This window comes from Blastococcus sp. PRF04-17, from assembly GCF_023016265.1.
GTDB lineage: Bacteria > Actinomycetota > Actinomycetes > Mycobacteriales > Geodermatophilaceae > Blastococcus_B.
Genome location: NZ_CP095412.1, coordinates 2,316,810 through 2,341,898, shown reverse-complemented (window position 1 = coordinate 2,341,898; position 25,089 = coordinate 2,316,810). Strand labels below are relative to the sequence as shown.

Sequence of the window (25,089 nt, the reverse complement as noted above, 5' to 3'; positions counted from 1 at the left end):
CGTCATGACCACTCCTGCGCCGACGCAGGTCGGCGCGAGGGGGCCGGCCGGTGGGGGGCGCCGTCGTGCGCCTCGTCGTGGCGCTGCTGCTCGTGGCGTGCACCGTCGGCTGGCGGCGCGGCCAGTACTTCGCCGGATCGCTGGACCCGGTGGTCGTGGCCAAGGGCGGCCTCAGCGGCCTGGCGCTGGCTCTGGCGTTCTTCGCCGCCCAGTCCGGCTACCGCCGCCGGCTGGGCACCGGCTCGGTGTGGATGCTCGGGATCGTGCTGGGCAGCTCGGTCTTCGGCGCCCTCGTGCACGGCACGCTGATGGCCAGCGGGCTGGTGGCCGTCCGCGTCGCCGTCCTGGCCGGCGCCGTCTTCTTCCTCCTCCGCAACTCCACGGTCCAGCAGTTCTTCTCGTCCCTCGCGCTCGCCTGCGGGTCCGTGGGGGCGGTCGCCGCGGTGACCGGGGTGTCGACGGTGTCCACCGGACGGCTCCAGGGCGGGCTGCCGCCGCTGAGCCCCAACGAGCTGGCCATGCTCGCCGGCATCGTCGTGGTCTACGTGGTGTGGCGCACTGTGCTCGGCGAACTGGGCTGGCGCCTGACCGGATCGGGGGCTGTCGCCCTGGGCGTCGTCTGGGCGACCGGCTCGCGCACGGCGCTGCTCATGCTCGTCGCCGCGCTGATGGTCATGGCCCTGCACATCCGGCGTGCGCGGGTCGGACTGGTCGTGGGGGGCCTGCTGCTCGGTGGCTTCGGCGCGGTGCTGGCCGTGACGACCGGGGTGCTGGCCGGCTGGTTGGAGCGTGACGGCACCGGCGTCAGCACGCTGGAGTCGCGGTTCATCGCCTGGGACGCCGCCACGCGCTGGGCCGAGTCGGCGTGGCAGCTCGCGTTCGGTGGCGGCCTCTCGGTGAAGATCATCGAGGTCGAGGGGCAGTGGTGGAACGAGCAGCCGCTCGACAGCAGCTGGGTCTCGCTGCTCGTCCAGACGGGGCTGCTCGGGCTGCTGGCGGCCGTCGTCTGGGTGCTCTGGGTGCTGCGTGGCCTCGTGCGCGCCCCTCGCCCCTACCGGGCGCTGTTCCTGGGGCTGTGGGTCTTCCTCGTCGGCCGCAGCCTCGTCGAGAGCGGCATGTTCGACGCCACCCCTGCCTTCCTGGCGTTCTTCGCCCTCTCGCTGCTCGTCGAGGGCGGCACGCGGGCGCGCCTGCACGACGAGCTGCCGCCCCCGGCCTCGCGACCGGTCGTCCACCGCGCGCCCGGCGGTCCCGGGTCCGGAGCGCTTCCGTCGGCCGACGACGAGGTGCGCCGCTACCCGGTCGGCCCGCCGGCGGTGCCGTCGTCCTGACCGGCTGACCGGTCGGCCCGAGGCGGTCCCAGGAGGGTCAGCGGCCGCGCCGCGGCACCGCCCCGCCCTTGTGCTCGGTGTCGGGCACGTCGTGGTTGCCCGTGGGGGCCGTGGCGTCGGGCGACCCGGGGGACAGGGTGACGGTCGTGGCCGCGGGCACCGTCGCGGTGACCGCGCCGGCCCCGCTGCCCGGGGCCGGCGGCGGGACGCGCCGGGCGGTGGCGGCCGGGTCGGACGCGGTGCGCAGCTCGGCGGGCGGACCGGGGAGCACGGTCGGGGACGGCGGCTTCCTCCCGGCCCGTTGGACGCCGCGGCCGCGGGCCAGGACGACGGCGAGCGGCCGGAGGTGGACGTCGCGCAGGATGCGGCGCACCTCGAGCAGTTCGGCCTCGTCGACCCGGCCGACCGGCACGACGAGGACGACGCCGTCGTAGCGCGCGGCGACCTCGCGCCAGAAGCGCAGCGGGGCCAGCGGGTCGGCGACCTCGAGACGGATCAGCTGACGCTCGTCCGCGACGGAGCCGCCGGCCACGCCCGGACCGGTCACGGTGGTGGGCAGCTCGCGACCGCGCAGCTCCACCGCGACGTCCTCGGCCAGCGCTCGCGCCGCGCGCAATTCGTCCGGCGAGGGGCAGAGCAGCGCCACGCGGAGCGAGCGGTCGCCGGCGATCAGCTCGAGGCGGCGCGCCAGGGCGGTGGCCGCCCGGCCGGTCAGGGCGCTGCGGCGGGCCCGCCCGCGGCGCGGCGCCAGGACGTCGAGATCCTGCTCACCCCAGACACGACGGACGTCGTCCTCCGAGTGGACGCTCGTGTCGAGCCGGCTGCGCACGATCGCGGCGGCCAGGCCGACGAACAGCCCCGCGACCAGACCGAGCGCGAGCACGAACAGCGCCACGGGTGAGACCGGACGCACGGGCACCGTCGCCGGGTCGTTGACCGTGAGAGTGACCGGCCGGTTGCCCGACTGCGGCGTCTCGAGCTCCTCGACCACGTCGGCGAGCTGCTCGGCGACGGCGTTGGCGATGGCCGCGGCCTCCTCCGGATCGCCGGAGCTGGTGGTGACCTGCACCTGCGAGGTGTCCGGCGGGTTCTCGGCCGAGACGCGGCCACGGAGCTCGGTGACGGTCTCGTCGAGGCCCAGCCGCTCGATCACCGGGCCGAGCACGGCCTGGCTGGCCGCGACGGCCGGGTAGCTCTTGGCGCGCTGGTTGACGTACTGCGCGCTGTTGGAGATCGACGGCGACGCCGAGACGAACACCCGGGCCGTGGCCTCGTAGGTGCGCGGCGTCACCTGCAGCACCAGGAGCGCGGCCAGCACCGACACGACGGTGCATCCGATCCAGATCCGCCAGTGGCGGCGGAGTACGGCGACGTACTCGGTGAGTTCCATGTCCGTCCCTGTCGCTGTGCCGACGCCTCGTGGTGCTCTGGCACCGCGGGCGGGCGCAGCTGGTCGAAGGCCGGAACCCCGCTGTCCGTGAGCCTCTCGGTACTCGATGTTAGTGCGGGACCCACGTGTCGCCAGGTCCGCTTGGGCTGGCATCACCCGATGGGGCGGGGTCGCCGGAGGGCCCGCCGTCGTCGATCCTCGCGACCTGCCGGCCCGACGCCGGACCTGCCCGCCCGATGGGGTGAAGGAGGCGCCGAACGTCACCGTGCGTGACGCCGTTCCGGTAGCTTTCGGGCTCCAGCAGCAGGTCAGGCGCCGCAGTCGTCGCCCGGCATCACTGCAAGTAACGATGAGTGCGCGCCGCCTCGAGTCCTGGCGGTGTGCGACAGGGGGGCATCACGCATGACGGTGGTCGGATACGCGCCGGGCGCCTACGACTTGTTCCACATCGGGCACCTGAACATCCTCAAGCACGCCGCCGAGCACTGCGACCGGCTCATCGCCGGCGTGGTCTCCGACGAGATGCTCCTGCTCACCAAGGGCCGGGCACCGGTCATCCCGCTCAGCGAGCGGCTGGAGATCGTCCGCAGCCTGCGCTTCGTCGACGACGTCCACGCCGAGGTCGTGCCGGACAAGATCGACACGTGGCGCCAGGTCGGTTTCGACGTCATCTTCAAGGGCGACGACTGGCGGGGCACCCCCAAGGGCGACAAGCTCGAGCGCGACTTCGCCGAGGTGGGCGTCCAGGTGAAGTACTTCCCGTACACGATGCACACCTCCAGCACGGTCCTCCGCAAGGCGCTGGCCACCATCGACGCCGAGGAGCCGGTGGGCCGGGTGGCCCGCGCGCTCACCTCCTGAGGACGGCCCCGCTGCAGGGGCCCGCGCCGAGCGAGCGAGGCGTGGGCGGCAGCGGGGTCCTTAGACTGGGGATCCGGCCCCTGCTGCATTCCGCGGCACGTGTGCGGCCTCCCGATCCCAGGAGAGATACAGCGTGACCTTGCGCGGCGTGCTCGACGTCGTCCTCACCGACCCCGGCATGGCGCGCGTGGTCGGCTCGGCGGGCAACGCGACGCTCGCCGTCACCGCGCCGCCGCCCGCGCAGCCGCTGGTCGCCGCGGCGCTGGCGGCGCAGAAGCCGGGCGCGGGTGTGCCGGTCCTCGTGGTCACCGCGGGGGAGCGGGACGCAGAAGGGGTCGCCGACTTCCTGCGCTGCGTCGTCCCCGGCCGGCGCGTCGAGACGTTCCCCGCCTGGGAGACGCTGCCCCACGAGCGGCTGAGTCCCCGCGCCGACACCGTCGGCCGGCGGCTCGCGGTGCTCCGCGACCTGACCCATCCCGGCGAGAACGGTGGGGTCGACGTCCTCGTCGCGCCGGTGCGCAGCGTCCTGCAGCCCCTCGCCCCCGGCCTGGGCGACCTCGTCCCGGTGGAGCTGCGGCCCGGCGCGGAGGCCGATCTCGACGACGTCGCCCGCGCGCTGCTCGACGCCGCCTACACCCGGGTCGAGCTGGTCGAGAAGCGCGGCGAGTTCGCCGTTCGCGGCGGCCTGCTCGACGTGTTCCCGCCGACCGAACCGCACCCGGTGCGCGTGGAGTTCTGGGGCGACGAGGTCGACGAGCTGCGCTACTTCTCCGCCGCCGACCAGCGCTCGCTGGACGAGCGGCCGGAACGGCTGTGGGCGCCGCCGTGCCGCGAGCTGCTGCTCTCGCCTGAGGTCCGCGAGCGCGCGGCCGCCTTGGCCGTCGAGCACCCCGAGCTCGCGGAGATCCTCGGCAAGCTGGCCGAGGGCATCGCCGTCGAGGGCATGGAGTCGCTCATCCCGGTGCTCGTGCCGGGGGACATGCAGCTGCTGACCGACCTGGTGGCTCGCGGCACGCACGTGCTGGTGTGCGACCCCGAGCGGGTGCGCAGCCGCGCCGCCGACCTGGTGCGCACGGCGGAGGAGTTCCTCGCCGCGTCGTGGGCCACCGCGGCGGAGGCCGGTCAGGCGCCGATCGACCTCGGGGCGTCGTCCTTCCGCGACCTGGCCGAGGTCGAGACCGCCGCCCGCATCCGCGGCCTGCCGTGGTGGACCACGGGCGCCTTCACCCTCGGGGACGACGACGAGCACGTCACCCTCGACGCCACGGTGGTCGACCGGTTCTCGGGTGACGTGCCCAAGGCCGTCGAGCAGGTGCGCGACTGGACCCGCGACGGCTGGCGCGTGGTCGTCACCTTCGCCGGGCCGGGCCCGGCGCAGCGCGCGGCCGACCAGTTCGCCGAGGCCGACCTCGGCGTGCGGCTGGTCCCGGACGTCGCGGCCGCGCCGGAGGGCGGGCTGACCTACGTCACGCAGGGCACCCTGGAGAGCGGCTTCGCCTTCCCCGGCGTGCGGCTGGCGCTGCTCACCGAGCACGACCTCACCGGGCAGCGCGGCGCCACCATGCGGGAGGCGGTCAAGATGCCCGCCCGGCGGCGCAACGCCGTCGACCTGGTGCAGCTCCAACCGGGGGACCTCGTCGTCCACGAGCACCACGGCATCGGCCGCTACGTCGAGATGGTCAGCCGCACGGTCAACGGCGGCCAGCGCGACTACCTGATCGTCGAGTACGCGCCGAGCAAGCGGAACCAGCCGCCGGACCGGCTGTTCGTGCCCACCGACGCCCTCGACCAGCTGACCCGGTACGTCGGCGGGGAGAGCCCGGCGCTGTCGAAGCTGGGCGGCGCCGACTGGCAGAAGACCAAGGGGCAGGCCCGCAAGGCGGTCAAGCAGATCGCCGCGGAGCTCATCCGGCTCTACAGCGCGCGCATGGCGACCAAGGGCCACACGTTCGGGCCGGACACCGTCTGGCAGCGGGAGCTCGAGGACGCCTTCCCGTTCCAGGAGACCCCCGACCAGCTCGCGGCCATCGACGAGGTCAAGGCCGACATGATGCAGCCGGTGCCGATGGACCGGATCATCTGCGGCGACGTCGGCTACGGGAAGACCGAGATCGCCGTGCGCGCGGCGTTCAAGGCGGTCCAGGACGGCAAGCAGGTCGCCGTGCTGGTGCCGACGACGCTGTTGGCGAACCAGCACTTCAAGACGTTCTCCGAGCGGGTCGCGCAGTTCCCGGTGAGGGTCGCCGTCCTCTCCCGGTTCCAGTCCGACGCCGAGTCGCGGCAGATCATCGAGGAGCTCGCGCGCGGCGAGATCGACATCCTGGTCGGCACCCACCGGCTGCTGCAGCCGACGACGCGGTTCAAGGACCTGGGTCTGGTGATCGTCGACGAGGAGCAGCGCTTCGGCGTCGAGCACAAGGAGTACCTGAAGACCATGCGGACGGCGGTCGACGTCCTGTCGATGTCCGCCACCCCGATCCCGCGCACGCTGGAGATGTCGCTGACCGGCATCCGCGAGATGTCGACGATCCTCACCCCGCCGGAGGAGCGGCACCCGGTGCTGACCTACGTGGGCGCGTGGGACGACAAGCAGATGGCCGCGGCGATCCGCCGGGAGCTGCTGCGCGACGGCCAGGTCTTCGTCATCCACAACCGGGTCCAGTCGATCGACAAGGCGGCGGCGAAGATCCGGAACCTGGTGCCCGAGGCCCGCGTCGCCGTCGGCCACGGCCAGATGAAGGAGCACGAGCTCGAGAAGATCATGGTCGGCTTCTGGGAGAAGGAGTACGACGTCCTGGTCTCGACCACGATCGTCGAGTCCGGCCTCGACATCCCGAACGCGAACACGCTGATCGTCGACCGGGCCGACACCTTCGGTCTGTCCCAGCTGCACCAGATCCGCGGCCGCGTGGGCCGTGGCCGCGAGCGCGCCTATGCGTACTTCACCTACGACCCGACCCGGACGCTGACCGAGACGTCGGTCGACCGGCTGACGACCATCGCGCACAACACCGACCTCGGCGCCGGCATGGCGGTGGCCATGAAGGACCTCGAGATCCGCGGCTCGGGCAACCTGCTCGGCGGCGAGCAGTCCGGCCACATCGCCGGCGTGGGATTCGACCTCTACGTCCGGCTGGTCGGCGAGGCCGTGGCCGACTACCGCGCCCAGGTCACCGGTGAGTCGGCCCCGGCGGAGCCGGTCGAGGTCCGGGTCGACCTGCCGGTCGACGCCCACCTCCCGCACGACTACGTGCCGGGGGAGCGCTTGCGCATGGAGGCCTACCGCAAGGTCGCCTCGATCCAGGACGACGCCCAGGCGCAGGCCGTGCTCGACGAGCTCACCGACCGGTACGGCGCCCCGCCCGCGCCGGTGCTCAACCTGGTCGCGGTCGCCCGGTTCCGGGTGGCGATGCGGGCGCTCGGCATCACCGAGGTGTCGCTGCAGGGTCGCGCGATCCGGATCAGCCCGGTCGCGCTGCCGGAGTCCAAGCAGATGCGGCTGGCCCGCCTGGCCGAGGGCGCCTCGTACAAGGCGGCGGTGGAGACCATCTCGCTGAAGGTGCCCGTCGGCCCCGACCGCCGCACGCCGCTGCGCGACGTCGCACTGCTGGAGAACCTGCACGCCACATTGACCGCCGTCCTGGAGACCCCGGTCGCCGCGGCCAGCTGAGCGGAGTGCCAGGGCGCGGAAAGTGCGCCCCTCCCACTCCGCCTGCGGCGGAGGTCGCTGCCGATGTGGCAACCTCGCCGTCGTGCTGAAGCGTCGCGCCGCCCGGATGGTCGTCACCGGGCTCCTGCTGACCGTCCCCCTCGGGCTGACCGCCTGCCGGACCTCGCCCAACGTCGCCGCGTACGTGGGCGACGAGCAGATCACCGTGGCCGAGCTCGAGGCCGCCATGGACGAGCGGACGCAGGACGAGACCGTCGCCGCCGCGGTGGCCGCCGACCAGGACGCCTTCACCCGCCGGGTGCTCACCGTGCTCGTGCAGGAGCAGGTGTACACCGAGGTGGCCGCCCGCTACGGCGTCGAGGTCGACGGCGACGACGTCCGGGCCGAGATCGACGACCTGCTCGGCGACGGCGACCCCGACACCGTCTTCGGTGACCTGGCGCAGCAGGGCATCGGGCGCGCCGACGTGTTCGAGAGCGTCCGCCAGCGGCTGATCCGCCGGGCCGTCGCCGAGGCCGAGGGCCGCGCCGACCCACTGGGCGTCGAGGCGCTGCGGGCTCGGTACGAGGAGATCAAGGGCGACTTCGCCGAGTACTCCTTCGGCTACATCGCCGTGCCGGACGAGGCGACGGCCACCGCCGTCCTGGCCCAGATCACCGCCACACCTGCCGCCTACCCGACCATTGCGGCGCAGTACCCCGGCGCCTACACGCTGCCGGCGCTGGAGGAGCGGGGCGCCGACGAGCTGCCGTCGGTGCTCGCCGAGGGCATCACGACCGCCGAGCCGGGCAGCGGTTTCGCCACCCCCGTCCCCGAGACCGGCGGCGTGGTCGTCACCTTCGTCGAGGGCCTGGTCTACCCGCCGTTCGAGGAGCTCCGGCCGCAGCTGGAGGCCACGGCCGCCGACGAGGTCGACGCGGCGGCCGGCGAGCTGGTGACCGAGGTGCAGGACGACCTCGAGATCACCGTCAACCCGCGGTTCGGCGTGCTCGACGGGTTCCGCCTGGTGCCCGACGAGGGCGGCGTGGTGGACCTGCTCGAGGACGACGACATCGCGGCGGAGCCGCCGAGTAGCCCTCGTCCCGGTCACGGAGACTGACCGGGTGCCCGTCGCGCTCGCCGTCACCGTCAGCCCTCGCCTCCCCGGCCTGCTCCGCCCCGCCGGCTGGCGGGCGATCTCGTCGGGAGCGCCGCTGGCGGCGCTGCCGGGTGCCGCGGGCACGGCAGCGGCGCTGCGGGCGGAGGGCTGGGACGTCGCCGACTTGGCCTCGCTCGACGGGCTGGCCGGTGACGTCGTGGTCCTCACCGCGCCGGACGAGGCGCCCGCCGGCGTGCCCGTGGTGCCCGGCGCTCCCGAGCCCCCCGGCGCCCGGCTGCTGGAGGTCGCCTCCGTGATGGACCGGCTGCGCTCGCCGGGCGGCTGCCCGTGGGACGCCGAGCAGACCCACACCTCGCTGCGGGGTTACCTCCTCGAGGAGGCGCACGAGGCCTACGACGCGATCGTCGACGACGACCCGGCGGCCATGCGCGAGGAGCTCGGCGACGTCCTGCTGCAGGTCGTGTTCCACGCGCGGGTGGCCGCCGAGGCCGCGCCCGACCGGCGATTCGACGTCGACGACGTCGCCGGTGACCTGGTCGACAAGCTGGTGCGCCGGCATCCGCACGTGTTCGGGGACGCCGGACCGCGGGACGTCGCGCAGGTCGAGGCCGGGTGGGAGGAGATCAAGAAGGCGGAGAAGCAGCGCCGGTCACCGACCGAGGGCGTGTCCCGGTCGCAGCCGGCCGCCGCATGGGGTGCCGCGCTGGTGCGCCGGGCCGGGCGGGCCGGGCTGGCGATCCCCGAGCCGGCCCAGCTGTCGGCGCGCAGCCCGGAGGAGCTCGGGGAGCGGCTGCTCTCCGTGGTGACCGCCGCGGAGCAGCGCGGCTGGGACGTCGAGGACGCGCTTCGCGAGGCCGTGCGCCGGTACGCCGGAGAGCTCGACGCCGAGGCCGCCGCCCGCCCACCGGGGGAGTGAGGGCGAGGCGGACGACTCCCGCGCGTACGGCTGACTAGGCTGCCCCCGTGCCCAGCATCGACGCCGTAGGCGCGCGGGAGATCCTCGACTCGCGCGGAAACCCCACCGTGGAGGTCGAGGTCGCCCTCGACGACGGGACCATCGCCCGCGCGGCGGTGCCCAGTGGCGCCTCGACCGGCGCCTTCGAGGCCGTGGAGCTCCGCGACGGCGGTGAGCGCTACGGCGGCAAGGGCGTGACCAAGGCGGTCGACGGCGTCCTCGACGTCATCGGCCCCGAGCTGGTCGGCTACGAGGCCAGCGAGCAGCGGCTGGTCGACCAGCGGCTGCTCGACCTCGACGGGACGCCCGACAAGTCCCGCCTGGGCGCCAACGCGATCCTCGGCGTGAGCCTCGCCGTGGCCCGCGCGGCCGCGGACTCCGCCGGCCTGCCGCTGTTCCGCTACGTCGGCGGCCCCTCGGCGCACGTGCTGCCCGTGCCGATGATGAACATCCTCAACGGCGGCGCCCACGCCGACAGCAACGTCGACGTCCAGGAATTCATGATCGCCCCGATCGGCGCCGGCACCTTCGCCGAGGCGCTGGCCATGGGCACCGAGACCTACCACGCGCTGAAGTCGGTGCTGAAGTCCGACGGACTGGCCACCGGCCTCGGCGACGAGGGCGGGTTCGCCCCGAACCTGTCGAGCAACCGGGCTGCCCTGGACCTCATCGTCCGGGCGGTCGAGAAGGCCGGCTACTCGGTCGGCACCGACATCGCGTTCGCGCTCGACGTCGCTGCGACCGAGTTCGACGAGGACGGCGCCTACGCGTTCGAGGGCAGGAAGCTCTCCGCCGGCGAGATGACCGAGTACTACACCGGACTGGTCGACGCCTATCCGATCGTCTCGATCGAGGACCCGTTGTCCGAGGAGGACTGGGACGGCTGGATCTCGCTCACCGACGTCCTCGGCGACCGGGTGCAGATCGTCGGCGACGACCTGTTCGTCACCAACCCGACCCGCCTGGCCGACGGCATCGCCCGCGGCGCGGCCAACGCCCTGCTGGTGAAGGTCAACCAGATCGGCACGCTCACCGAGACCCTCGACGCGGTCAACCTGGCCCACCGCAACGGCTACCGCTGCATGATGAGCCACCGCTCCGGCGAGACCGAGGACACCACGATCGCCGACCTCGCCGTCGCCACCGACTGCGGTCAGATCAAGACCGGTGCCCCGGCCCGCAGCGAGCGGGTCGCCAAGTACAACCAGCTGCTGCGGATCGAGGAGGAGCTCGACGACGCGGCGCGCTATGCCGGCGCGGGTGCCTTCCCGCGGCTGGCTGGATGAGCAGCGTCCGCGGCCGCCGGGGGGCGGCCCCGGGCGACGGCCGACGCGTGACCGGCCGGGTTCCCCGCGTCCACTCCACGCGGCCGGTGCGCACCGGCCTGCGGAGCAACGCCTCCCGCCGGCCGGCCCAGCGGCGCCCCGGACGGCGGACGGCGCGCACCGGCACGGGAGGCCCGGCCCGCCGCCGTCCGCTCTTCACCGGGCGGGCGGTGCTGCTCGGCGCCCTGGTCCTGCTGCTGGCGCTCACCCTCGCGGGGCCGATCCGCCAGTACGTGGCCGGCCGGGCGGAGCTGGTACGGCTGGCCGCCGAGGGGCAGGAGCTCGACGAGCGTGTCGAGGAGCTGCAGGCGCAGCTGGAGCGGCAGGCGGATCCCGCCTACGCCGCCCGCCAGGCGCGTGAGCGGCTGACCTACGTGCTGCCCGGTGACCGGCTGGTCATCGTGGCCGACGGGGAGACCGTCGAGGGGGACGACGCGGCGGACGGAGGAGAGGCGGCGGACCCGGACCCGACCACCTGGTACGACGGGCTGCTCGAGTCGATCTCCGACGCCGACGGATGACGAGCGAGCCCGTCTCCGACGACGACCGCGCGGTGGTCGGACGTCAGCTCGGCCGTCCCCCGCGCGCCCTCGTCGCCGTCGCCCACCGGTGCCCCTGCGGTCAGCCCGACGTCGTCGAGACCTCGCCCCGGCTGGAGGACGGCACGCCGTTCCCCACGCTGTACTACCTGACCTGCCCGCGGGCCACGGCGGCCGCGAGCCGGCTCGAGTCCGCGGGTCGGATGCGGGAGTGGCAGGACGAGCTGGCCACGGATCCGGAGCTCGCGGGGGCCTACCTGGCCGCGCACGAGCAGTACCTCGCCGCCCGCGACGCAAGGGACGTGCTGCCGACGCGCATGACCGCGGGCGGGATGCCGGACCGGGTCAAGTGTCTGCACGCCTTGGCCGGCCACGCGCTCGCCGCCGGCCCCGGCGTCAACCCCATCGGCGACCGGGCGGTCGCCGAGATGGGGCAGTGGTGGGCGGCCGGGCCGTGCGCCGGTCCGGAGCAGTCATGACGCGGGTCGCCTCGATCGACTGCGGCACCAACTCGATCCGCCTGCTGGTCGCCGACGTACCCGCCGACGGTGCGCACACCGACCTGCTGCGCCGCATGGAGGTCGTGCGCCTCGGCCAGGGCGTCGACGCGACCGGCCGCCTGGCGCCGGAGGCTATCGAGCGCACCCGGAAGGTGCTCGCCGAGTACGCGCAGCAGGCCCGGGACCTCGGTGCCATCGCGGTCCGGATGGCGGCCACCAGCGCCACCCGCGACGCCGTCAACCGCCAGGATTTCGAGGACATGGTGGTGGCCACCCTCGGGCAGCGGCCGGACGTCATCACCGGCCGCGAGGAGGCCGAGCTCTCCTTCCTGGGGGCGACCGCCTCGCTGGACGCGGCCGCCCGGGCGCACGGCGACGAACCGCCGTCCGCGCCGTTCCTGGTCGTCGACATCGGCGGCGGGTCGACGGAGTTCGTCCTCGGCGACGCCGACGGCGTGCGTGCCGCCCGCTCGGTCGACATCGGGTGCGTGCGGCTGACCGAACGCCACCTGCACGGGGACCCGCCGACGGCCGAGCAGGTCCGGCGGACCGAGGACGACATCCGGGCGGCGCTGGCGCAGGTCGAGGCCGCGGTACCCGTCGCGGAGGCCACCAGCCTGGTGGGCCTCGCCGGCTCCGTGACGACGGTCGCGGCGCTGGCCCTGAAGCTGCCGGCCTACGACGACGAGGCGATCCACGGCTCGCGCATCCCGGTCGAGGACGTGCGGGCGGTCACCGATGACCTGCTGGCGGCCACGCGCGCGCGGCGAGCGGCGATGCCGGTCATGCATCCGGGCCGGGTCGACGTCATCGGAGCCGGCGCACTGATCCTGCGGGTGCTCATGGACGAGTTCGGCCTCGGCGAGGTCGTCGTCAGCGAGCACGACATCCTCGACGGCATCGCCCTCCGCCTGGCGCGCTGATGAAGGACCCCGACGCCCCCCACGGCTCGCCGGCTCGCCGCGGGCCCCTGCGTCGGGGCCGCGACGCAGGGGGCTTCCCCTGACGCGGACACCGGCGGGCGTGGTGCGCTCCGCCCGGTCGACGCGCGACCTGGCCACGCTCGACAGCCGGATCTCCGGTTGCTACGCCTGCCCGCGGCTGGTCGCGTGGCGGGAGGAGGTCGCCCGGGTCAAGCGGGCGTCGTTCCGGGACTGGGACTACTGGGGGCGGCCGGTGCCCGGGATGGGCCCGGCGGACGCGCGGATCGCGGTGGTCGGGCTGGCGCCGGCCGCGCACGGCGGCAACCGGACCGGTCGGGTGTTCACCGGCGACCGGAGCGGTGACTGGATCTTCGCGGCGCTCTGGCGGGCGGGGCTGGCCAACCAGCCGACGTCCACGCACATCGGCGACGGGCTGGAGCTGACCGACGTCCGCGTCGCCGCCTCGGTCCGCTGCGCGCCGCCGCCAACGCCCCCACCCCGGAGGAGCGCGACACCTGCAACCCGTGGCTGGCGCGGGAACTCGCCCTGCTCCCGCGGCTGCGGGTGGTCGTGGTGCTCGGCGGCTTCGGCTGGACGGCGCTGTGGCCGGTGCTGGCCGCCGCCGGCTACGCGGTGCCGCGCCCCCGCCCCGCCTTCGGGCACGGCGTCGAGGTCGAGCTGACCGGCCCGGCCGGCCCGCTGACCCTCCTGGGCTGCTACCACGTCAGCCAGCAGAACACCTTCACCGGGCGGCTCACCGAGCCGATGCTGGACGCCGTCCTCAGCCGCGCCACGGAGCTCGCGCGGGCCTAGGCTCTGCCGCATGGCACAGCCGACGACAGGCCGTCCCCCCGAGTCCCACCGACCGGTGATCCTGGTGGTCGGAGGTGGTTACGTCGGCCTCTACACCGCCCTGCGGCTGCAGAAGAAGCTCTCCCGCGGGCGGGCCGAGATCGTGGTCGTCGACCCGCAGCCGCACATGACCTACCAGCCGTTCCTGCCCGAGGCGGCGGCCGGCTCGGTGGAGCCGCGGCACGTCGTCGTCCCCCTGCGCCGCACGCTGCGGCACTGCCGCGTCATCACCGGCGCGCTCACCGGCCTCACCCACGCCGAGCGGCGTGCGCGCATCGCTCCCGTCGAGGGCAAGCCGTTCGAGATCGGCTACGACGTCCTGGTCATGGCGGCCGGTTCGGTGGCGCGCACGCTGCCCATCCCCGGGCTGGCGGAGCACGGCATCGGGTTCAAGAACGTCGGCGAGGCGATCTACCTGCGCAACCACGTGCTGGCCCGGCTGGACGCCGCGAGCTCCACCGACGACCCGGCCGTGCGGCAGCGGGCGCTGACGTTCACCTTCGTCGGGGGCGGCTACGCCGGCGTCGAGGCGTTCGCCGAGCTCGAGGACATGGCCCGCTACGCGATCGAGCACTACTACCCGCGGCTGTCGCCGTCGGACATGCGCTGGGTGCTGGTCGAGGCGATGGGCCGGATCCTGCCCGAGGTCGACCTCGACATGGCCGCCTGGACGGTGCGCCAGCTGACCGCCCGCGGCATGGACATCCGGCTCAACACCCGCCTGGAGTCGGTGTCGGACGACTGCCTGGTCCGGCTCAGCGACGGCGAGGAGTTCCCCAGCGACACCCTGGTGTGGACGGCGGGGACCAAACCCAACCCGGTGCTGGCGGCCACCGACCTGCCCATCGACGGTCGCGGCCGGGTGGTGTGCGAGGCGACCCTGCAGGTGAAGGGCCTCGAGGGCGCATGGGCAGCCGGCGACCTCGCCGCCGTCCCCGACCTGACCAAGGACGACCCGGAGGCGACCACCGCGCCCAATGCGCAGCACGCCGTCCGCCAGGCCAAGCGGCTCGCCGACAACGTCGTCGCCGTCCTCCGCGGGGAGCCGCCGGTGCCCTACCGGCACGCCTACGTCGGTTCGGTGGCCAGCCTCGGCCTGCACAAGGGCGTCGCCCAGGTCTACGGGGTGAAGCTCAAGGGCTGGCCGGCCTGGTTCATGCACCGCACCTACCACGTCAGTCGCGTGCCCACGTTCAACCGCAAGGCACGGGTGATCGCCGACTGGACGATGGCGTCGCTGTTCAGCCGGGAGGTCATCTCGCTGGGGCAGCTGCAGGACCCGCGCCGCGAGTTCGTCTTCGCCGCCAACACCGGCCGTGCCGGTCAGCTGCCGCCCCCCGGGACCGGTCGCCACGAGCAGACCGCCACGGATCAGCGCGCCGGCTGAGGCGTGCGGAGCGTCGCGGGCGGTTCCGGCTAGCGTGCGCGAGACGCCCCCGTAGCCCAATCGGCAGAGGCAGGCCCCTTAAAAGGGTCCCAGTGTCGGTTCGAATCCGACCGGGGGCACCGCCCGCGTCCGCGTCGCCGGGACCCCCGTGCGGAGGAACCTGCGACACGCCGGAACGTCCAGGGGGCCTGGGGCGTTGACCTGACCGAGTGGAGTGCGCATCGTGGGCTCCACGGACCGACCAGTCACCTCAGGGAGATGACGATGCCCAGCAGCAACCCGGCGTTCCGGGGACTCGGAACGCCCGGCGGCGGCCAGCAGCAGTACGCCGGCTGGGGCCAGCCCCAGCCTCAGTACGGTGCGCCGACGCAGCACGACCCGTACGCCGCTCCGGCGCCGTACGCGGCGACCACCACGCGTTACCTGACGATGGACGACGTCGTCGCCAAGACGGGCATGTCGTTCCTGGTCACCGTCCTCGCGGCCGCGGCCGTGTGGGCGCTGCCGGGCCAGGCTGCCTGGGGCCTCGCGCTCCCGGCGGTGCTCGTCGCCTTCGTCCTCGGCCTGGTGATCGCGTTCAAGCAGATCGCCAGCCCGGTCGCGACGCTGTCCTACGGCGCTCTGTACGGCGTCGCCCTGGGCGCGATCAGCGAGGCGTTCAACACCATCTACCCCGGCATCGTGGTGCAGGCGCTGATCGGCACCTTCGGTGTCTTCGGCGGCATGCTGCTGATCTACAAGACCGGCGCCATCCGGGTGACCCCCAAGCTCACCCGCTGGGTCGTCGGCGCCCTGATCGGTGCCCTCGTGCTGATGCTGGCCAACTTCGTGGCCTACTTCTTCATGGAGGACGGTCTCGGCCTGCGCGACGGCAGCCCGCTGGCGATCGTGTTCAGCCTGGTGATGATCGGCATCGCGGCGTTCCTGCTGCTGCTGGACTTCGACCTGGCCGACGAGGCGATCCGCCGCGGCGCCCCGGCGAAGTTCGCCTGGTACATCGCCTTCGGCCTGCTGGTCACGGTGGTGTGGCTCTACATCGAGATCCTGCGGCTGCTCAGCTACTTCCGCGAGTAGACCCGGACGACCGACGAAGGCCCGGTCCCCGCGAGGGGGCCGGGCCTTCGTCGTTCCAGCCGAAACCGCGGTTCCGGCTCCGGTTCCCGGGGGCCGGAACCGCGGTTCCGGCCCGCGGGTGGTTCAGCTGAGGCGCTCCAGGACCATCGCCATGCCCATGCCGCCACCGACGCACATGGTCTCCAGCCCGAAGGTCTTGTCCCGAGTCTGCAGCCCGTTGATCAGCGTGCCGGTGATGCGGGCGCCGGTCATGCCGAACGGGTGCCCGACGGCGATCGCGCCGCCGTGCACGTTGAGCTTGTCGATGTCGATGTCCAGGTCGCGGTAGCTGGGGATCACCTGGGCGGCGAAGGCTTCGTTGATCTCGACCAGGTCGATGTCCGCGATGGTCATGCCGGCCCGCTGCAGAGCCAGCTTCGACGCGTCGACCGGGCCGTAGCCCATGATCTCGGGCGACAGGCCGGTGACCGCCGTCGAGACGATGCGGGCGAGCGGGGTGAGCCCCAGCTCGCGGGCCTTGGTGTCGCTCATGACGATCACCGCGGCGGCGCCGTCGTTGAGCGGGCACGCGTTGCCGGCCGTGACCCGGCCGTCGGGGCGGAACACCGGCTTGAGACCGGAGATGCCCTCCAGCGTGGTGCCGGCGCGCGGGCCGTCGTCCTTGCTGACGACGGTGCCGTCGGGCGTGGTGACCGGGGTGATCTCCCGCTCCCAGAAGCCGTCGTTGATCGCCTGCTCGGCGAGGTTCTGGCTGCGGACGGCGAACTCGTCCATGTCCTGGCGAGTGACGTCCTTGAGCAGTGCCAGGTTCTCCGCGGTCTGGCCCATGGCGATGTAGATGTCGGGGAGGTCGCCGTTCTCGCGCGGGTCGGTCCACGAGTCGGCGCCGCTCTCGGCGACCTTCGCGACGCGGGCCTGGGCGTCGGCGAACACCGGGTTCTCGGTGTCGGGCAGGCCGTCGCTGTTGCCCTTGACGAAGCGGGACACCATCTCGACGCCGGCGGAGATGAAGACGTCGCCCTCGCCGGCCTTGATCGCGTGCATGGCCATGCGGGTGGTCTGCAGCGAGGAGGAGCAGTAGCGGGTGATCGTCGTCCCGGGCAGGTGGTCCATGCCGAGCAGGACGCTGACGACGCGACCCATGTTGTAGCCCTGCTCGCCGCCGGGCAGGCCGCAGCCGAGCATCAGGTCGTCGATGTCGGCGGGGTCGAGGGCCGGCACCTTGTCGAGGGCGGCCCGGACGATGGTGGCGGTCAGGTCGTCGGGACGCAGGTCCTTCAGCGAGCCCTTGAACGCACGGCCGATGGGCGAGCGCGCGGTCGCGACGATGACGGCTTCGGGCATGGGTCCTCCACGATGAGGCGGGTCCGGTCGCGGGTCGCCGGACGACGGGTCGCCCCCGAAACTACTCCGGGGTAAGCGGCCCGCCCCGGGCGCCCAGGACGGCCGGAGGGCGCTATGCGCCGACCGATGCCTCGGCCGACTCCTCGGCCTCCTCGGGCGTCGGGATCTCCGGTGGACGGCGCCGGCGCAGCAGCGCCCACGGGCCCCACGGGCCGGTGTCGGAGCCCCGGACCTCGGCCGGCTGGACCTCCGTACCGGTCCGGCTCGCCGCCTTGGCAGCGGCCTCGGCGACCGGGCGGACCGTGCCGCGGCGGATCGGCCGCACGCCCCGGTCGGCCGACGCGGGCCACACGCCCACCGCGTCGGCCACCGACGGCAACAGCACGGCAGCCGCCTGCGCGTAGCCGAGCGCGCTGGGGTGGAACTCGTCCTTGCTGAACATGGTGCGGTCGGATGCGAACGTCGGCCCCAGCAGCGAGCCCAGCGACACCGTGCGGCCACCGGCCTCGACGACCGCGATCGTCTGCGCCTCGGCCAGCTCCCGGCTCCACTTGCGGGCGAGCAGCCGCAGCGGCTGGGCGATCGGCCGGATCGTGCCGAGGTCGGGGCAGGTGCCGACGACCACCTCGCAACCGGCGGCCACGAGCCGCTTCACCGCGTCCTCGAGGTGGCGCACCGACACTGCCGTCTTGGTCCGCGTGGTGACGTCGTTGGCGCCGATCATGATCAGGGCGACGTCGGGCTGCTCGGCCAGCGCCCGGTCCACCTGCGGCTCGAGCTCGCACGACTCGGCCCCCGAGACCGCCAGCCGGACCAGTCGCACCGGCCGCTCGGCCAGCTCGGCCAGCCCCGCGGCGACGAGGACCCCGGGCGTCTCCGACGCGCGCTCCACGCCCAGGCCGACGGCCGTGGAGTCGCCGAGGACGGCGAGGACCAGCGGCTTGCCGCGGCGATGCCCGTAGAGGCCGTCGCCCGAGGGAGGGTCCTGCTTGACGCCGCGTCCCTCGACCTTGCGCCGGGCGGCCCGGGCCTCCTCGCGCAGCAGGGCGGCGAGGGCGACGCCGCCGACGGCGACGCCGCCACCGGAGGCCGTGGCAGCCTTCAGCCACCACCATGCCGTCGCCGTCCGCGCCACGCGTACCTCCCCACCTCGGTCGTCACCGGAGACCTCCTTCTGGAGGTTATCGGCCCTCTACGGTGCAACATGTGGCCTCATCACCCCCTGGTGTGACCCAACGCACACCCCTCGACAAGCGATCCCAGCTGATCGTGGATGTCCTGGTCGACGCCTTCTCCGACCTCATGGCGGCTGATGCGGACGCCTTCCGGACCAAGTTCCGGAAGATGGCCGCCGACCCCTTCGCGTTCTACCGGGGAGTGCCTGCCTGTTCTACGCGGACATGGCGACGACCGAGGATCGCTGGTGCGACGAACGGACGTCGCGGGTGTGGATCCAGGGCGACCTGCACGCCGAGAACTTCGGCACCTACATGGACAGCGCCGGCCGGATCGTCTTCGACGTCAACGACTTCGACGAGGCCTACCTCGGGCACGTGTCCTGGGACCTGCGCCGCTTCGCCGCGAGCTTCGCGCTGCTCGCCTGGCGCAAGGCATTCTCCGACGACGTGATCGGGGAGCTCGTCGGCGGTTACCTGCGGGCGTACCTCGACCAGGTCGAGGCCTTCACCCGCTCCGACGAGGACCGCTCCTTCGCGCTCGTGCGGGACAACACGGAGGGGGCGGTCCGCGAGGTCATCCTCGAGACGGCGACCCGCACCCGCGTCGGCCTGCTGCAGCGGTTCACCGTCGTGCAGGAGCACGAGCGGCGCTTCGCCGACCGGCCGCAGAACCGGCGGCTCGAGGACGCCGAGCGCGTCGAGGTGACCGCCGCTCTGGAGAGGTACCTGTCCACCGTCGTCCCGCCCCGGCGGCGGCGCGACGTCGCGTACGAGGTCAAGGACGTCATCGCGACCGGCGGCTTCGGCATCGGCAGCGCCGGCCTGCCCGCCTACAACGTGCTGCTCGAGGGGTACGACCAGGCTCTGGAGAACGACGTCGTCCTGTCCATCAAGCAGGGCAACGTCCCGGCCCCCAGCCGCGTGGTCACCGATCCGGGGATCCGGGAGTACTTCGAGCACGAGGGGCACCGGACGGCGGTGAGCCAGCGGGCGCTGCAGGCCAACGCGTCGCAGTTCCTCGGCTGGACCGATCTGCGCGGCACCGGGTTCGTGGTCGCCGAGCTCTCGCCCTACGAGCTGGACCTCGACTGGGACGACCTGACCGAGCCCGATCAGATCCGGCCGGTGATGGCCCAGCTGGGCAAGGCGACGGCGAAGCTGCACTGCGTGGGCGACGCCGACAGCGACCACACGCTGGTGCCCTTCCAGACGGAGGAGGCGATCAGCGCGATGATGGCCGGCCGCCGCGAGGAGTTCGTCGCCGACCTGGTGCAGTTCGCCCACGACTACGCCCGGCAGACCCAGGAGGACCACCGGCGGTTCGTCGACGCCTTCCGCGCCGGTGCCATCCCGGGGATCAGCCCGAGCGGGAACCATCCGCCGGTGTGAGGTCGCGCAGCATCCCGCGATGAGGGCCGATGCCCGGCTTGTCGTACTCGCCGGTGACGACCTCGAAGCCCATCCGCTCGTAGAACCCGACGGCGGACACGCGGGCGTCGCACCACACGACGTCGCCGCCGCGCTCGGCCACGCGCCGCAGCCCGTCCTCGACCATCGCCCGGCCGGCCCCGCTGCCGCGTACGGCGACCTCGGTGGCCATGCCGCGCAGCTGCCAGGCCGCCCGCGCCAGCGGCCGCCACGGGCAGGGGACGGGGGAGAACCGGACGACGCCGACGACGCGGTCGTCGATCATGGCGCCCAGGTGGAAGGTCGTCGGGTCCTCGTCGCCGGGCCAGACGATGTCGCCGCCGTCCGGCCGCAGCACCGCCCCGCGCAGGGCGTACGTCGCCTCGGCCGGCACCTCGTCGACGCGCATCCCGCTCACAGTCCCAGTCTCCCTGAGCCGAAACCGCGGTTTTGGCCCCCGGGAACCGGAGCCGAAACCGCGGTTTCGGCTCAGGGCTAGCGGGGGTGCCGGCCCCGGCCGCGGCGGGCGCGCAGATAGTCCGCTACCACGTACTCGCCCAGGTGCTCGGAGTCCGGCTGGAACACCCGGCCGCCGGCGCGCTGGGTCAGGTCGTGCACGAAGTGCACCAGCCCCGGGTCGGGGTCGAGGGCGAAGACGTTCACCGTCGCACCCGTGCGCGCCACCCGCTCGACCTCGGCCACCGTCCGGGCGATGGTCTCGGGCATCGGCGGCCAGCAGAAGAACGGCGTCCCGTCGTCCTCCAGGTGCGCCGTCGGCTCGCCGTCGGTGACCACCAGGACCACCGGCTCGGCGTCCCGGTGCCTGGCCAGGAACCGTCGTGCCAGCATCATCCCGTGCTGCAGGTTGGTGCCCTGCAGCGTGTCGACCGACAGCTCGGCGAGGGTCTCCGGGCGCAGCACTTGCGCGGTCGAGGAAAAGCCGATGATCTGGATGGCGTCCTGCGGGAAGCGGGTGGTCACCAGCGAGTGCAGCGCCATGGCGGTCGACTTCGCCGCGCCCCACGTGCCGCGCAGCGCCATCGAGTAGGAGAGGTCGACCAGCAGCGCCACCGCCGCGCCGGTGCGCCGCTCGGTCTCCACGACCTCGAAGTCGTCGACGGCGATGCGGACGTGCCGGTCGTGCTCGGCGCGCGGTTCGTGCGCCGTCCGCAGGACGGCGTTCCGCACCGTCCGGACGACGTCCAGCGGCTGTTCGTCGCCGAACCGCCACTCCCGCGAGCCGCCGGTCAGTTCCCCGGCGGCGCCGGCGTCGGCGACGTCGTGCTCGCCGCGGCCGGTGGACTGCAGCTTCGCGAACACCCGTCGCAGCGCGGTGGACCCGAGCCGGCGCACGGCCTTGGGGGAGAGCTCGAGCCGGCCGTCGGACCGGTTGAGGTACCCCTGCCGCTCGAGCTCCCGCTCCAGCTGGCGCAGCGCGGCGAGGTCGTCGACCGCCGGGCGGCCGAGGGCGCGCTCGAGCAGCTCCTCGTCGATGTCGGCCAGCGAGGCCCCCGCGTACCCCTGCGACAGCTGGCTGGACAGGGCCTCGAGGTCGGCGAGCTCGGCCACCGCGCTGGTCGCGTCGCCCATGCCGAGCGACTGCTCGCCGTCGGGAACCTGCCCGCGCTGCCCCCAGGGCAGGTCGGGCCGGGCCTGCCGCAGCGCGTCCTGGAGATGCGCCATCTCGCTGGCCAGCCCCATGTCCGACATCGTCTGCGCCATCAGGTCGGCGAGCTCGGCCCGCTGCTCGGGGGAGAGGCCGGCCATCATGCGTTCCTGGGCGGCCGCGCGGCGGGCGAGGGAGTCGATCAGCTCCTCGATGGACTGGGGGTCATCCGGGAAGAACTGCCCGTGCCTGTCCATGAAGTCGCGGAACTGCTGGTCGGTGTCCTCGCCGCGATTGTGCGCATCGAGCAGCTGCGACAGGTCGGCGACCATGTCCTTGACCGCTTGCATGTCCGCGGCCGAGGCGTTCTCCAGCGCCTGCTTCATGGAGGCGAAGGAGCTGTCGAGCACCTCGCGGCGCAGGAGGTCCTGGATCTGCTCGTAGGCCTGCCGGCCCTCGTCGGAGCGCCACGGGTAGTCCTTGAGCGCCCGGACGGCGCCGGCCGTGTCGTCGGGCAGCGCGTCGAGTTCCGCCTCGGCCAGCCGCGCGGAGTCGTCCGGGTCGGGGAACAGCGCGCGCCGCTCGGCGGTGAGCGCCCTGTCCAGCAGCTCGCGGACCTCCTGGAGCGTGCCGTCCATGCGTCCGGCGGTGCGGGCCTGGCGCAGCCGCTCGCGGACCGACCGGCGCAGCTCGTCGAGGCCGCGCCGACCCTCGGTGCCCCGGCGCAGCAGTTCCCGCAGCGCCTCGCGCACGCCGCTCCCGCCGAGCACCGAGTCACCGATCTCGTCGACGGCGTTGCCGAGGTCGTAGGGCGCGGCCAGCGGGTCGGGTCCGCCCCGCCAGCGGCCGTACCGGTAGCCCCGCGGGGCCCGCTGCGCCACGTCAGGCTCCGTAGACCGTGCGCGTGCCGTCGGTGTCCTTGGCCAGCCGTCGGGTCAGGTACAGACCTTCCAGGGCGAACTCGACCGCGGCGGCCGCCTGCTCGGCGGAGTGCTCGCCCTCGGGCACGCCGAGCCGCCCAGCAGCTCCGCCAGGCGGGGGATGGTGCCCAGCTGGCCCAGCAGCGCCGGGGCCGGGACGAGCTCGCCGGACTCGACGGTCTCCCCGCCGGTGAAGTGCTCCTGCAGCCCGGTCAGGTCCAGGCCGGCGCACCGCGCCCGGAAGGTCTGCGCGGTGGCCTGCCGGAGCAGGTGCTCGAGGACCTCGATCTCGCGCTCGTCGTCGGGGTCGGACCCGGAGTCGGCGAACTCGACCTTGCCCCGGCTGGCCGGGACGACGCTCGGCAGGTCGACCACCCGGGCCACCGGTCGGCTCTCCCCGGCGATCGCGGCCCGGCGGACCGCTGACGCGGTGACCGTCTCGAGCCCGGCGATGGCGAAGCGAGCGCTGACGCCGGAGCGCTGGTCGACGTGGTTGGACTCGCGGACCAGCCGGGTGAACCGGGCGATGATCTCGACCAGGTGGTCGGGGACCAGCGGGTGGTCCAGGTGGCCGTCGCCCAGCCCGGAGGTGTGCGCCTCCTGGCGCAGCAGCCGGATCTCGTCGGCGAGCTCGATCGGGTAGTGGGTGCGGACCTCGGCGCCGAAGCGGTCCTTGAGCGGGGTGATGATCCGCCCGCGGTTGGTGTAGTCCTCCGGGTTGGCGCTGGCCACCAGCAGCAGGTCCAGGGGCAGCCGCACCCGGTAGCCGCGGATCTGGATGTCGCGCTCCTCGAGCACGTTGAGCAGCGCGACCTGGATGCGCTCGGCCAGATCGGGCAGTTCGTTGATGCTGAAGATGCCGCGGTTGGTGCGGGGCACCAGGCCGTAGTGGACGGTCTCCGGGTCGCCGAGGGTGCGTCCCTCGGCCACCTTGATCGGGTCGACGTCGCCGATGAGGTCGCCGACGCTGGTGTCCGGCGTGGCCAGCTTCTCGCCGAAGCGGTCGCTGCGGTGCAGCCAGCCGACCGGGGTGGCGTCGCCGTGCTGGGCGATCTGCCGGTGGGCCCAGACGCTGATGGGGTGCAGCGGGTGCTCGTTGAGCTCGCTGCCGACCAGGACCGGCGTCCACTCGTCGAGCAGGCCGACCAGCGTGCGGATGAGCCGCGTCTTGCCCTGGCCACGCTCGCCGAGCAGGACGAGGTCGTGCCCGGCGATGAGGGCCCGCTCCACCTCGGGGACGACGGTGTCCTCGAACCCGACGATGCCGGGGAGGCTGGGCTGCCCGGAGCCCAGCCGGGCGAGCAGGTTCGCGCGGAGTTCGGCCTTCACCGGCCGGAAGGTGGCGCCGCTCTCGCGGAGGGCGCCGAGGGTCGTCGGGGCGGGGGAGGGGGTGGCTGGGGGAGCCAGGTCGCTCACCTCGCCAAAGGTACGACGACCTGGCTCCCCGCGGTGTCGTCCGGAGGACGACGGTGTTCCTGCTGCGATGATCCGGACATGCCCGAGCCCGAGGTCCCTCTCGTCAGCGGTGCCGACGTGGCGGCCGCGGCGACCCTGCTGGCCGGCGTCGTCCGGCGCACGCCGCTCTGGCACTCCCGGGGCCTGGCCGACCGTGTCGGCGGTCCGGTCTGGCTCAAGTGCGAGAACCTGCAGCGCACCGGGTCGTTCAAGATCCGCGGCGCCTACGCCCGCATCGCCCGGCTGACCGACGCCGAGCGCGCCCGCGGGGTGGTCGCCGCCAGCGCCGGGAACCACGCGCAGGGCGTGGCCCTCGCCGCTCGGTTGCTCGGCACGAAGGCCACGGTCTTCATGCCCGACGCCGCGCCGCTGCCCAAGGTCGCCGCCACCCGCGCGTACGGCGCCGAGATCCACCTCGGCGGGCCGACGCTGACCGAGGCGCTGGCGGCCGCGACCGATCACGCCGAGCGCAGCGGGGCGGTGTTCATCCACCCGTTCGACCACCCCGACGTGATCGCCGGGCAGGGCACGGTCGGGCTGGAACTGCTCGACGACTGCCCCGACGTGGAGACGGTCGTGGTCGGCGCGGGAGGTGGCGGGCTCGTCTCCGGCATCGCGGCGGCGGTGCGCGCCCGCCGTCCCGACGTCCGGATCGTCGCCGTCCAGGCCGAGACGGCCGCCTGCTTCCCCGGCTCGCTGGCCGCCGGCCGTCCGGTGGCCCTCGAGGCGATGGCGACGATGGCCGACGGCATCGCGGTCGCCGCCCCCGGCGACCTCACCCTCGCCCACGTCGCCGGGTTGGTCGACGAGGTGCGCACGGTGAGCGAGGAGGATCTCTCCCAGGCGCTGTTGTTCTGCCTGGAGCGCGCCAAGATGGTCGTCGAGCCGGCCGGCGTGGCCGCGGTGGCCGCCGTCCTCGCCGACCCGGCGGCCTTCGCGCCTCCGGTGGTCGCCGTCGTGTCCGGCGGCAACATCGACCCCGTGCTGCTGCTCAAGGTCGTGCAGCACGGCATGGCGGCGGCCGGTCGCTACCTGTCGCTCAGCCTCCGGGTGCCTGACCGCCCCGGCTCGCTCGCGGCCGTGCTGGCCGAGCTGGCCGCCGTCGGCGCCAACGTGCTCGAGGTGGAGCACGAGCGCACGTCGACCAGCCTGCACGTGGGCGAGGTGGAGGTCTTCGTGGTCCTCGAGACCCGCGGTCCGGACCACGCGGCGGAGGTGTGCGCGGCGCTCACGCGGGCGGGCTACGCGGTCACGCCGGGCTGACCGGTGCAGG

At 73.7% G+C, this 25,089-nt stretch carries 19 protein-coding genes, 1 tRNA gene and 1 pseudogene; 15 read left to right on the top strand and 6 right to left on the bottom strand.

Translation table 11 applies throughout. From position 1 onward, the window contains the following. Positions 1-50 precede the first annotated feature (50 nt). Positions 51-1,331 (top strand): O-antigen ligase family protein, encoded by a 1,281-nt coding sequence (locus MVA48_RS11945; protein WP_246980619.1) that lies wholly within the window; start codon positions 51-53, stop codon positions 1,329-1,331. 37 nt (positions 1,332-1,368) lie between these two features. On the opposite strand, the gene MVA48_RS11940 is transcribed toward MVA48_RS11945, so the two are convergent. Continuing rightward, the gene (locus MVA48_RS11940; protein ID WP_246980617.1) at positions 1,369-2,721 is read right to left on the bottom strand and encodes a YveK family protein; all 1,353 of its coding nucleotides are present in this window, start codon (positions 2,719-2,721) and stop codon (positions 1,369-1,371) included. 402 nt (positions 2,722-3,123) lie between these two features. On the opposite strand from MVA48_RS11940, the gene MVA48_RS11935 reads away from it, so the two are divergent. From MVA48_RS11935 to MVA48_RS11875, 12 genes and pseudogenes are all read left to right on the top strand, one after another. Next, positions 3,124-3,582 carry an adenylyltransferase/cytidyltransferase family protein gene (locus MVA48_RS11935; RefSeq protein WP_246980615.1) on the top strand — a complete coding sequence of 153 codons (459 nt, stop codon included), beginning with the start codon at positions 3,124-3,126 and terminating at the stop codon, positions 3,580-3,582. A 133-nt stretch (positions 3,583-3,715) separates the two neighbouring features. Continuing rightward, entirely contained in the window at positions 3,716-7,252 is a 3,537-nt protein-coding gene (mfd, locus tag MVA48_RS11930) for a transcription-repair coupling factor (protein WP_246980613.1), read from the top strand. An 82-nt stretch (positions 7,253-7,334) separates the two neighbouring features. Next, complete coding sequence (locus MVA48_RS11925; RefSeq protein ID WP_246980611.1) at positions 7,335-8,351, top strand: SurA N-terminal domain-containing protein; 1,017 nt, start codon at positions 7,335-7,337, stop codon at positions 8,349-8,351. 4 nt (positions 8,352-8,355) lie between these two features. Next, positions 8,356-9,267, top strand: coding sequence for a MazG family protein (locus MVA48_RS11920; protein ID WP_246980609.1), 912 nt, complete (start codon positions 8,356-8,358; stop codon positions 9,265-9,267). A 47-nt stretch (positions 9,268-9,314) separates the two neighbouring features. Then, positions 9,315-10,592 carry a phosphopyruvate hydratase gene (eno, locus tag MVA48_RS11915; RefSeq protein ID WP_246980607.1) on the top strand — a complete coding sequence of 426 codons (1,278 nt, stop codon included), beginning with the start codon at positions 9,315-9,317 and terminating at the stop codon, positions 10,590-10,592. Then, positions 10,589-11,152 (top strand): septum formation initiator family protein, encoded by a 564-nt coding sequence (locus MVA48_RS11910; RefSeq protein ID WP_246980605.1) that lies wholly within the window; start codon positions 10,589-10,591, stop codon positions 11,150-11,152. Before eno ends, MVA48_RS11910 begins: the two co-directional genes overlap by 4 nt. Then, positions 11,149-11,649, top strand: coding sequence for a DUF501 domain-containing protein (locus MVA48_RS11905; protein ID WP_246980603.1), 501 nt, complete (start codon positions 11,149-11,151; stop codon positions 11,647-11,649). Before MVA48_RS11910 ends, MVA48_RS11905 begins: the two co-directional genes overlap by 4 nt. Next, complete coding sequence (locus tag MVA48_RS11900; RefSeq protein ID WP_246980601.1) at positions 11,646-12,593, top strand: Ppx/GppA phosphatase family protein; 948 nt, start codon at positions 11,646-11,648, stop codon at positions 12,591-12,593. The genes MVA48_RS11905 and MVA48_RS11900 overlap by 4 nt, the downstream gene beginning before the upstream one ends. 262 nt (positions 12,594-12,855) lie before the next feature. Beyond that, positions 12,856-13,406 (top strand): annotated as a pseudogene (locus MVA48_RS11895) (uracil-DNA glycosylase family protein). Positions 13,407-13,416: 10 nt separating this feature from the next. Next, the gene (locus MVA48_RS11885; RefSeq protein WP_246980597.1) at positions 13,417-14,832 is read left to right on the top strand and encodes an NAD(P)/FAD-dependent oxidoreductase; all 1,416 of its coding nucleotides are present in this window, start codon (positions 13,417-13,419) and stop codon (positions 14,830-14,832) included. Between the two features lie 45 nt (positions 14,833-14,877). Next, positions 14,878-14,951, top strand: a tRNA-Leu gene (locus tag MVA48_RS11880). A 145-nt stretch (positions 14,952-15,096) separates the two neighbouring features. After that, positions 15,097-15,906, top strand: a complete 810-nt coding sequence (locus MVA48_RS11875; protein ID WP_246980595.1) for a Bax inhibitor-1/YccA family protein — start codon at positions 15,097-15,099, stop codon at positions 15,904-15,906. Between the two features lie 123 nt (positions 15,907-16,029). On the opposite strand, the gene MVA48_RS11870 is transcribed toward MVA48_RS11875, so the two are convergent. After that, positions 16,030-17,250, bottom strand: coding sequence for an acetyl-CoA C-acetyltransferase (locus MVA48_RS11870; RefSeq protein ID WP_246980593.1), 1,221 nt, complete (start codon positions 17,248-17,250; stop codon positions 16,030-16,032). A gap of 112 nt (positions 17,251-17,362) precedes the next feature. After that, a complete protein-coding gene (locus MVA48_RS11865) occupies positions 17,363-18,385 on the bottom strand; it encodes an SGNH/GDSL hydrolase family protein (protein ID WP_246980591.1) in 1,023 nt (340 codons plus the stop codon). A 265-nt stretch (positions 18,386-18,650) separates the two neighbouring features. On the opposite strand from MVA48_RS11865, the gene MVA48_RS11860 reads away from it, so the two are divergent. Beyond that, positions 18,651-19,817, top strand: a complete 1,167-nt coding sequence (locus MVA48_RS11860; RefSeq protein WP_246980589.1) for a DUF2252 domain-containing protein — start codon at positions 18,651-18,653, stop codon at positions 19,815-19,817. On the opposite strand, the gene MVA48_RS11855 is transcribed toward MVA48_RS11860, so the two are convergent. The 3 genes from MVA48_RS11855 to MVA48_RS11845 all read right to left on the bottom strand — a co-directional run bounded on the left by MVA48_RS11855 (position 19,786) and on the right by MVA48_RS11845 (position 23,777). After that, complete coding sequence (locus tag MVA48_RS11855; RefSeq protein WP_246989194.1) at positions 19,786-20,244, bottom strand: GNAT family N-acetyltransferase; 459 nt, start codon at positions 20,242-20,244, stop codon at positions 19,786-19,788. The two genes, MVA48_RS11860 and MVA48_RS11855, sit on opposite strands and share 32 nt — an antisense overlap. An 86-nt stretch (positions 20,245-20,330) precedes the next feature. Beyond that, entirely contained in the window at positions 20,331-22,322 is a 1,992-nt protein-coding gene (locus MVA48_RS11850; protein WP_246980587.1) for a VWA domain-containing protein, read from the bottom strand. Between the two features lie 54 nt (positions 22,323-22,376). After that, on the bottom strand, positions 22,377-23,777 hold the full coding sequence (locus MVA48_RS11845; protein WP_246980585.1) for a sigma 54-interacting transcriptional regulator: 1,401 nt from the start codon (positions 23,775-23,777) through the stop codon (positions 22,377-22,379). A gap of 78 nt (positions 23,778-23,855) precedes the next feature. Here MVA48_RS11845 and ilvA point away from each other — a divergent pair, with 78 nt between their 5' ends. After that, positions 23,856-25,079, top strand: a complete 1,224-nt coding sequence (ilvA, locus tag MVA48_RS11840; RefSeq protein ID WP_246980583.1) for a threonine ammonia-lyase — start codon at positions 23,856-23,858, stop codon at positions 25,077-25,079. Positions 25,080-25,089 lie beyond the last annotated feature (10 nt).

Coding starts and splice junctions, on each gene's coding strand:
- MVA48_RS11940 (WP_246980617.1), bottom strand. CDS start 2,721: ATGGAACTCACCGAGTACGTCGCCGTACTCCGCCGCCACTGGCGGATC.
- MVA48_RS11935 (WP_246980615.1), top strand. CDS start 3,124: ATGACGGTGGTCGGATACGCGCCGGGCGCCTACGACTTGTTCCACATC.
- MVA48_RS11910 (WP_246980605.1), top strand. CDS start 10,589: ATGAGCAGCGTCCGCGGCCGCCGGGGGGCGGCCCCGGGCGACGGCCGA.
- MVA48_RS11905 (WP_246980603.1), top strand. CDS start 11,149: ATGACGAGCGAGCCCGTCTCCGACGACGACCGCGCGGTGGTCGGACGT.
- MVA48_RS11900 (WP_246980601.1), top strand. CDS start 11,646: ATGACGCGGGTCGCCTCGATCGACTGCGGCACCAACTCGATCCGCCTG.
- MVA48_RS11885 (WP_246980597.1), top strand. CDS start 13,417: ATGGCACAGCCGACGACAGGCCGTCCCCCCGAGTCCCACCGACCGGTG.
- MVA48_RS11875 (WP_246980595.1), top strand. CDS start 15,097: ATGCCCAGCAGCAACCCGGCGTTCCGGGGACTCGGAACGCCCGGCGGC.
- MVA48_RS11870 (WP_246980593.1), bottom strand. CDS start 17,250: ATGCCCGAAGCCGTCATCGTCGCGACCGCGCGCTCGCCCATCGGCCGT.
- MVA48_RS11860 (WP_246980589.1), top strand. CDS start 18,651: ATGGCGACGACCGAGGATCGCTGGTGCGACGAACGGACGTCGCGGGTG.
- MVA48_RS11855 (WP_246989194.1), bottom strand. CDS start 20,244: ATGCGCGTCGACGAGGTGCCGGCCGAGGCGACGTACGCCCTGCGCGGG.
- ilvA (WP_246980583.1), top strand. CDS start 23,856: ATGCCCGAGCCCGAGGTCCCTCTCGTCAGCGGTGCCGACGTGGCGGCC.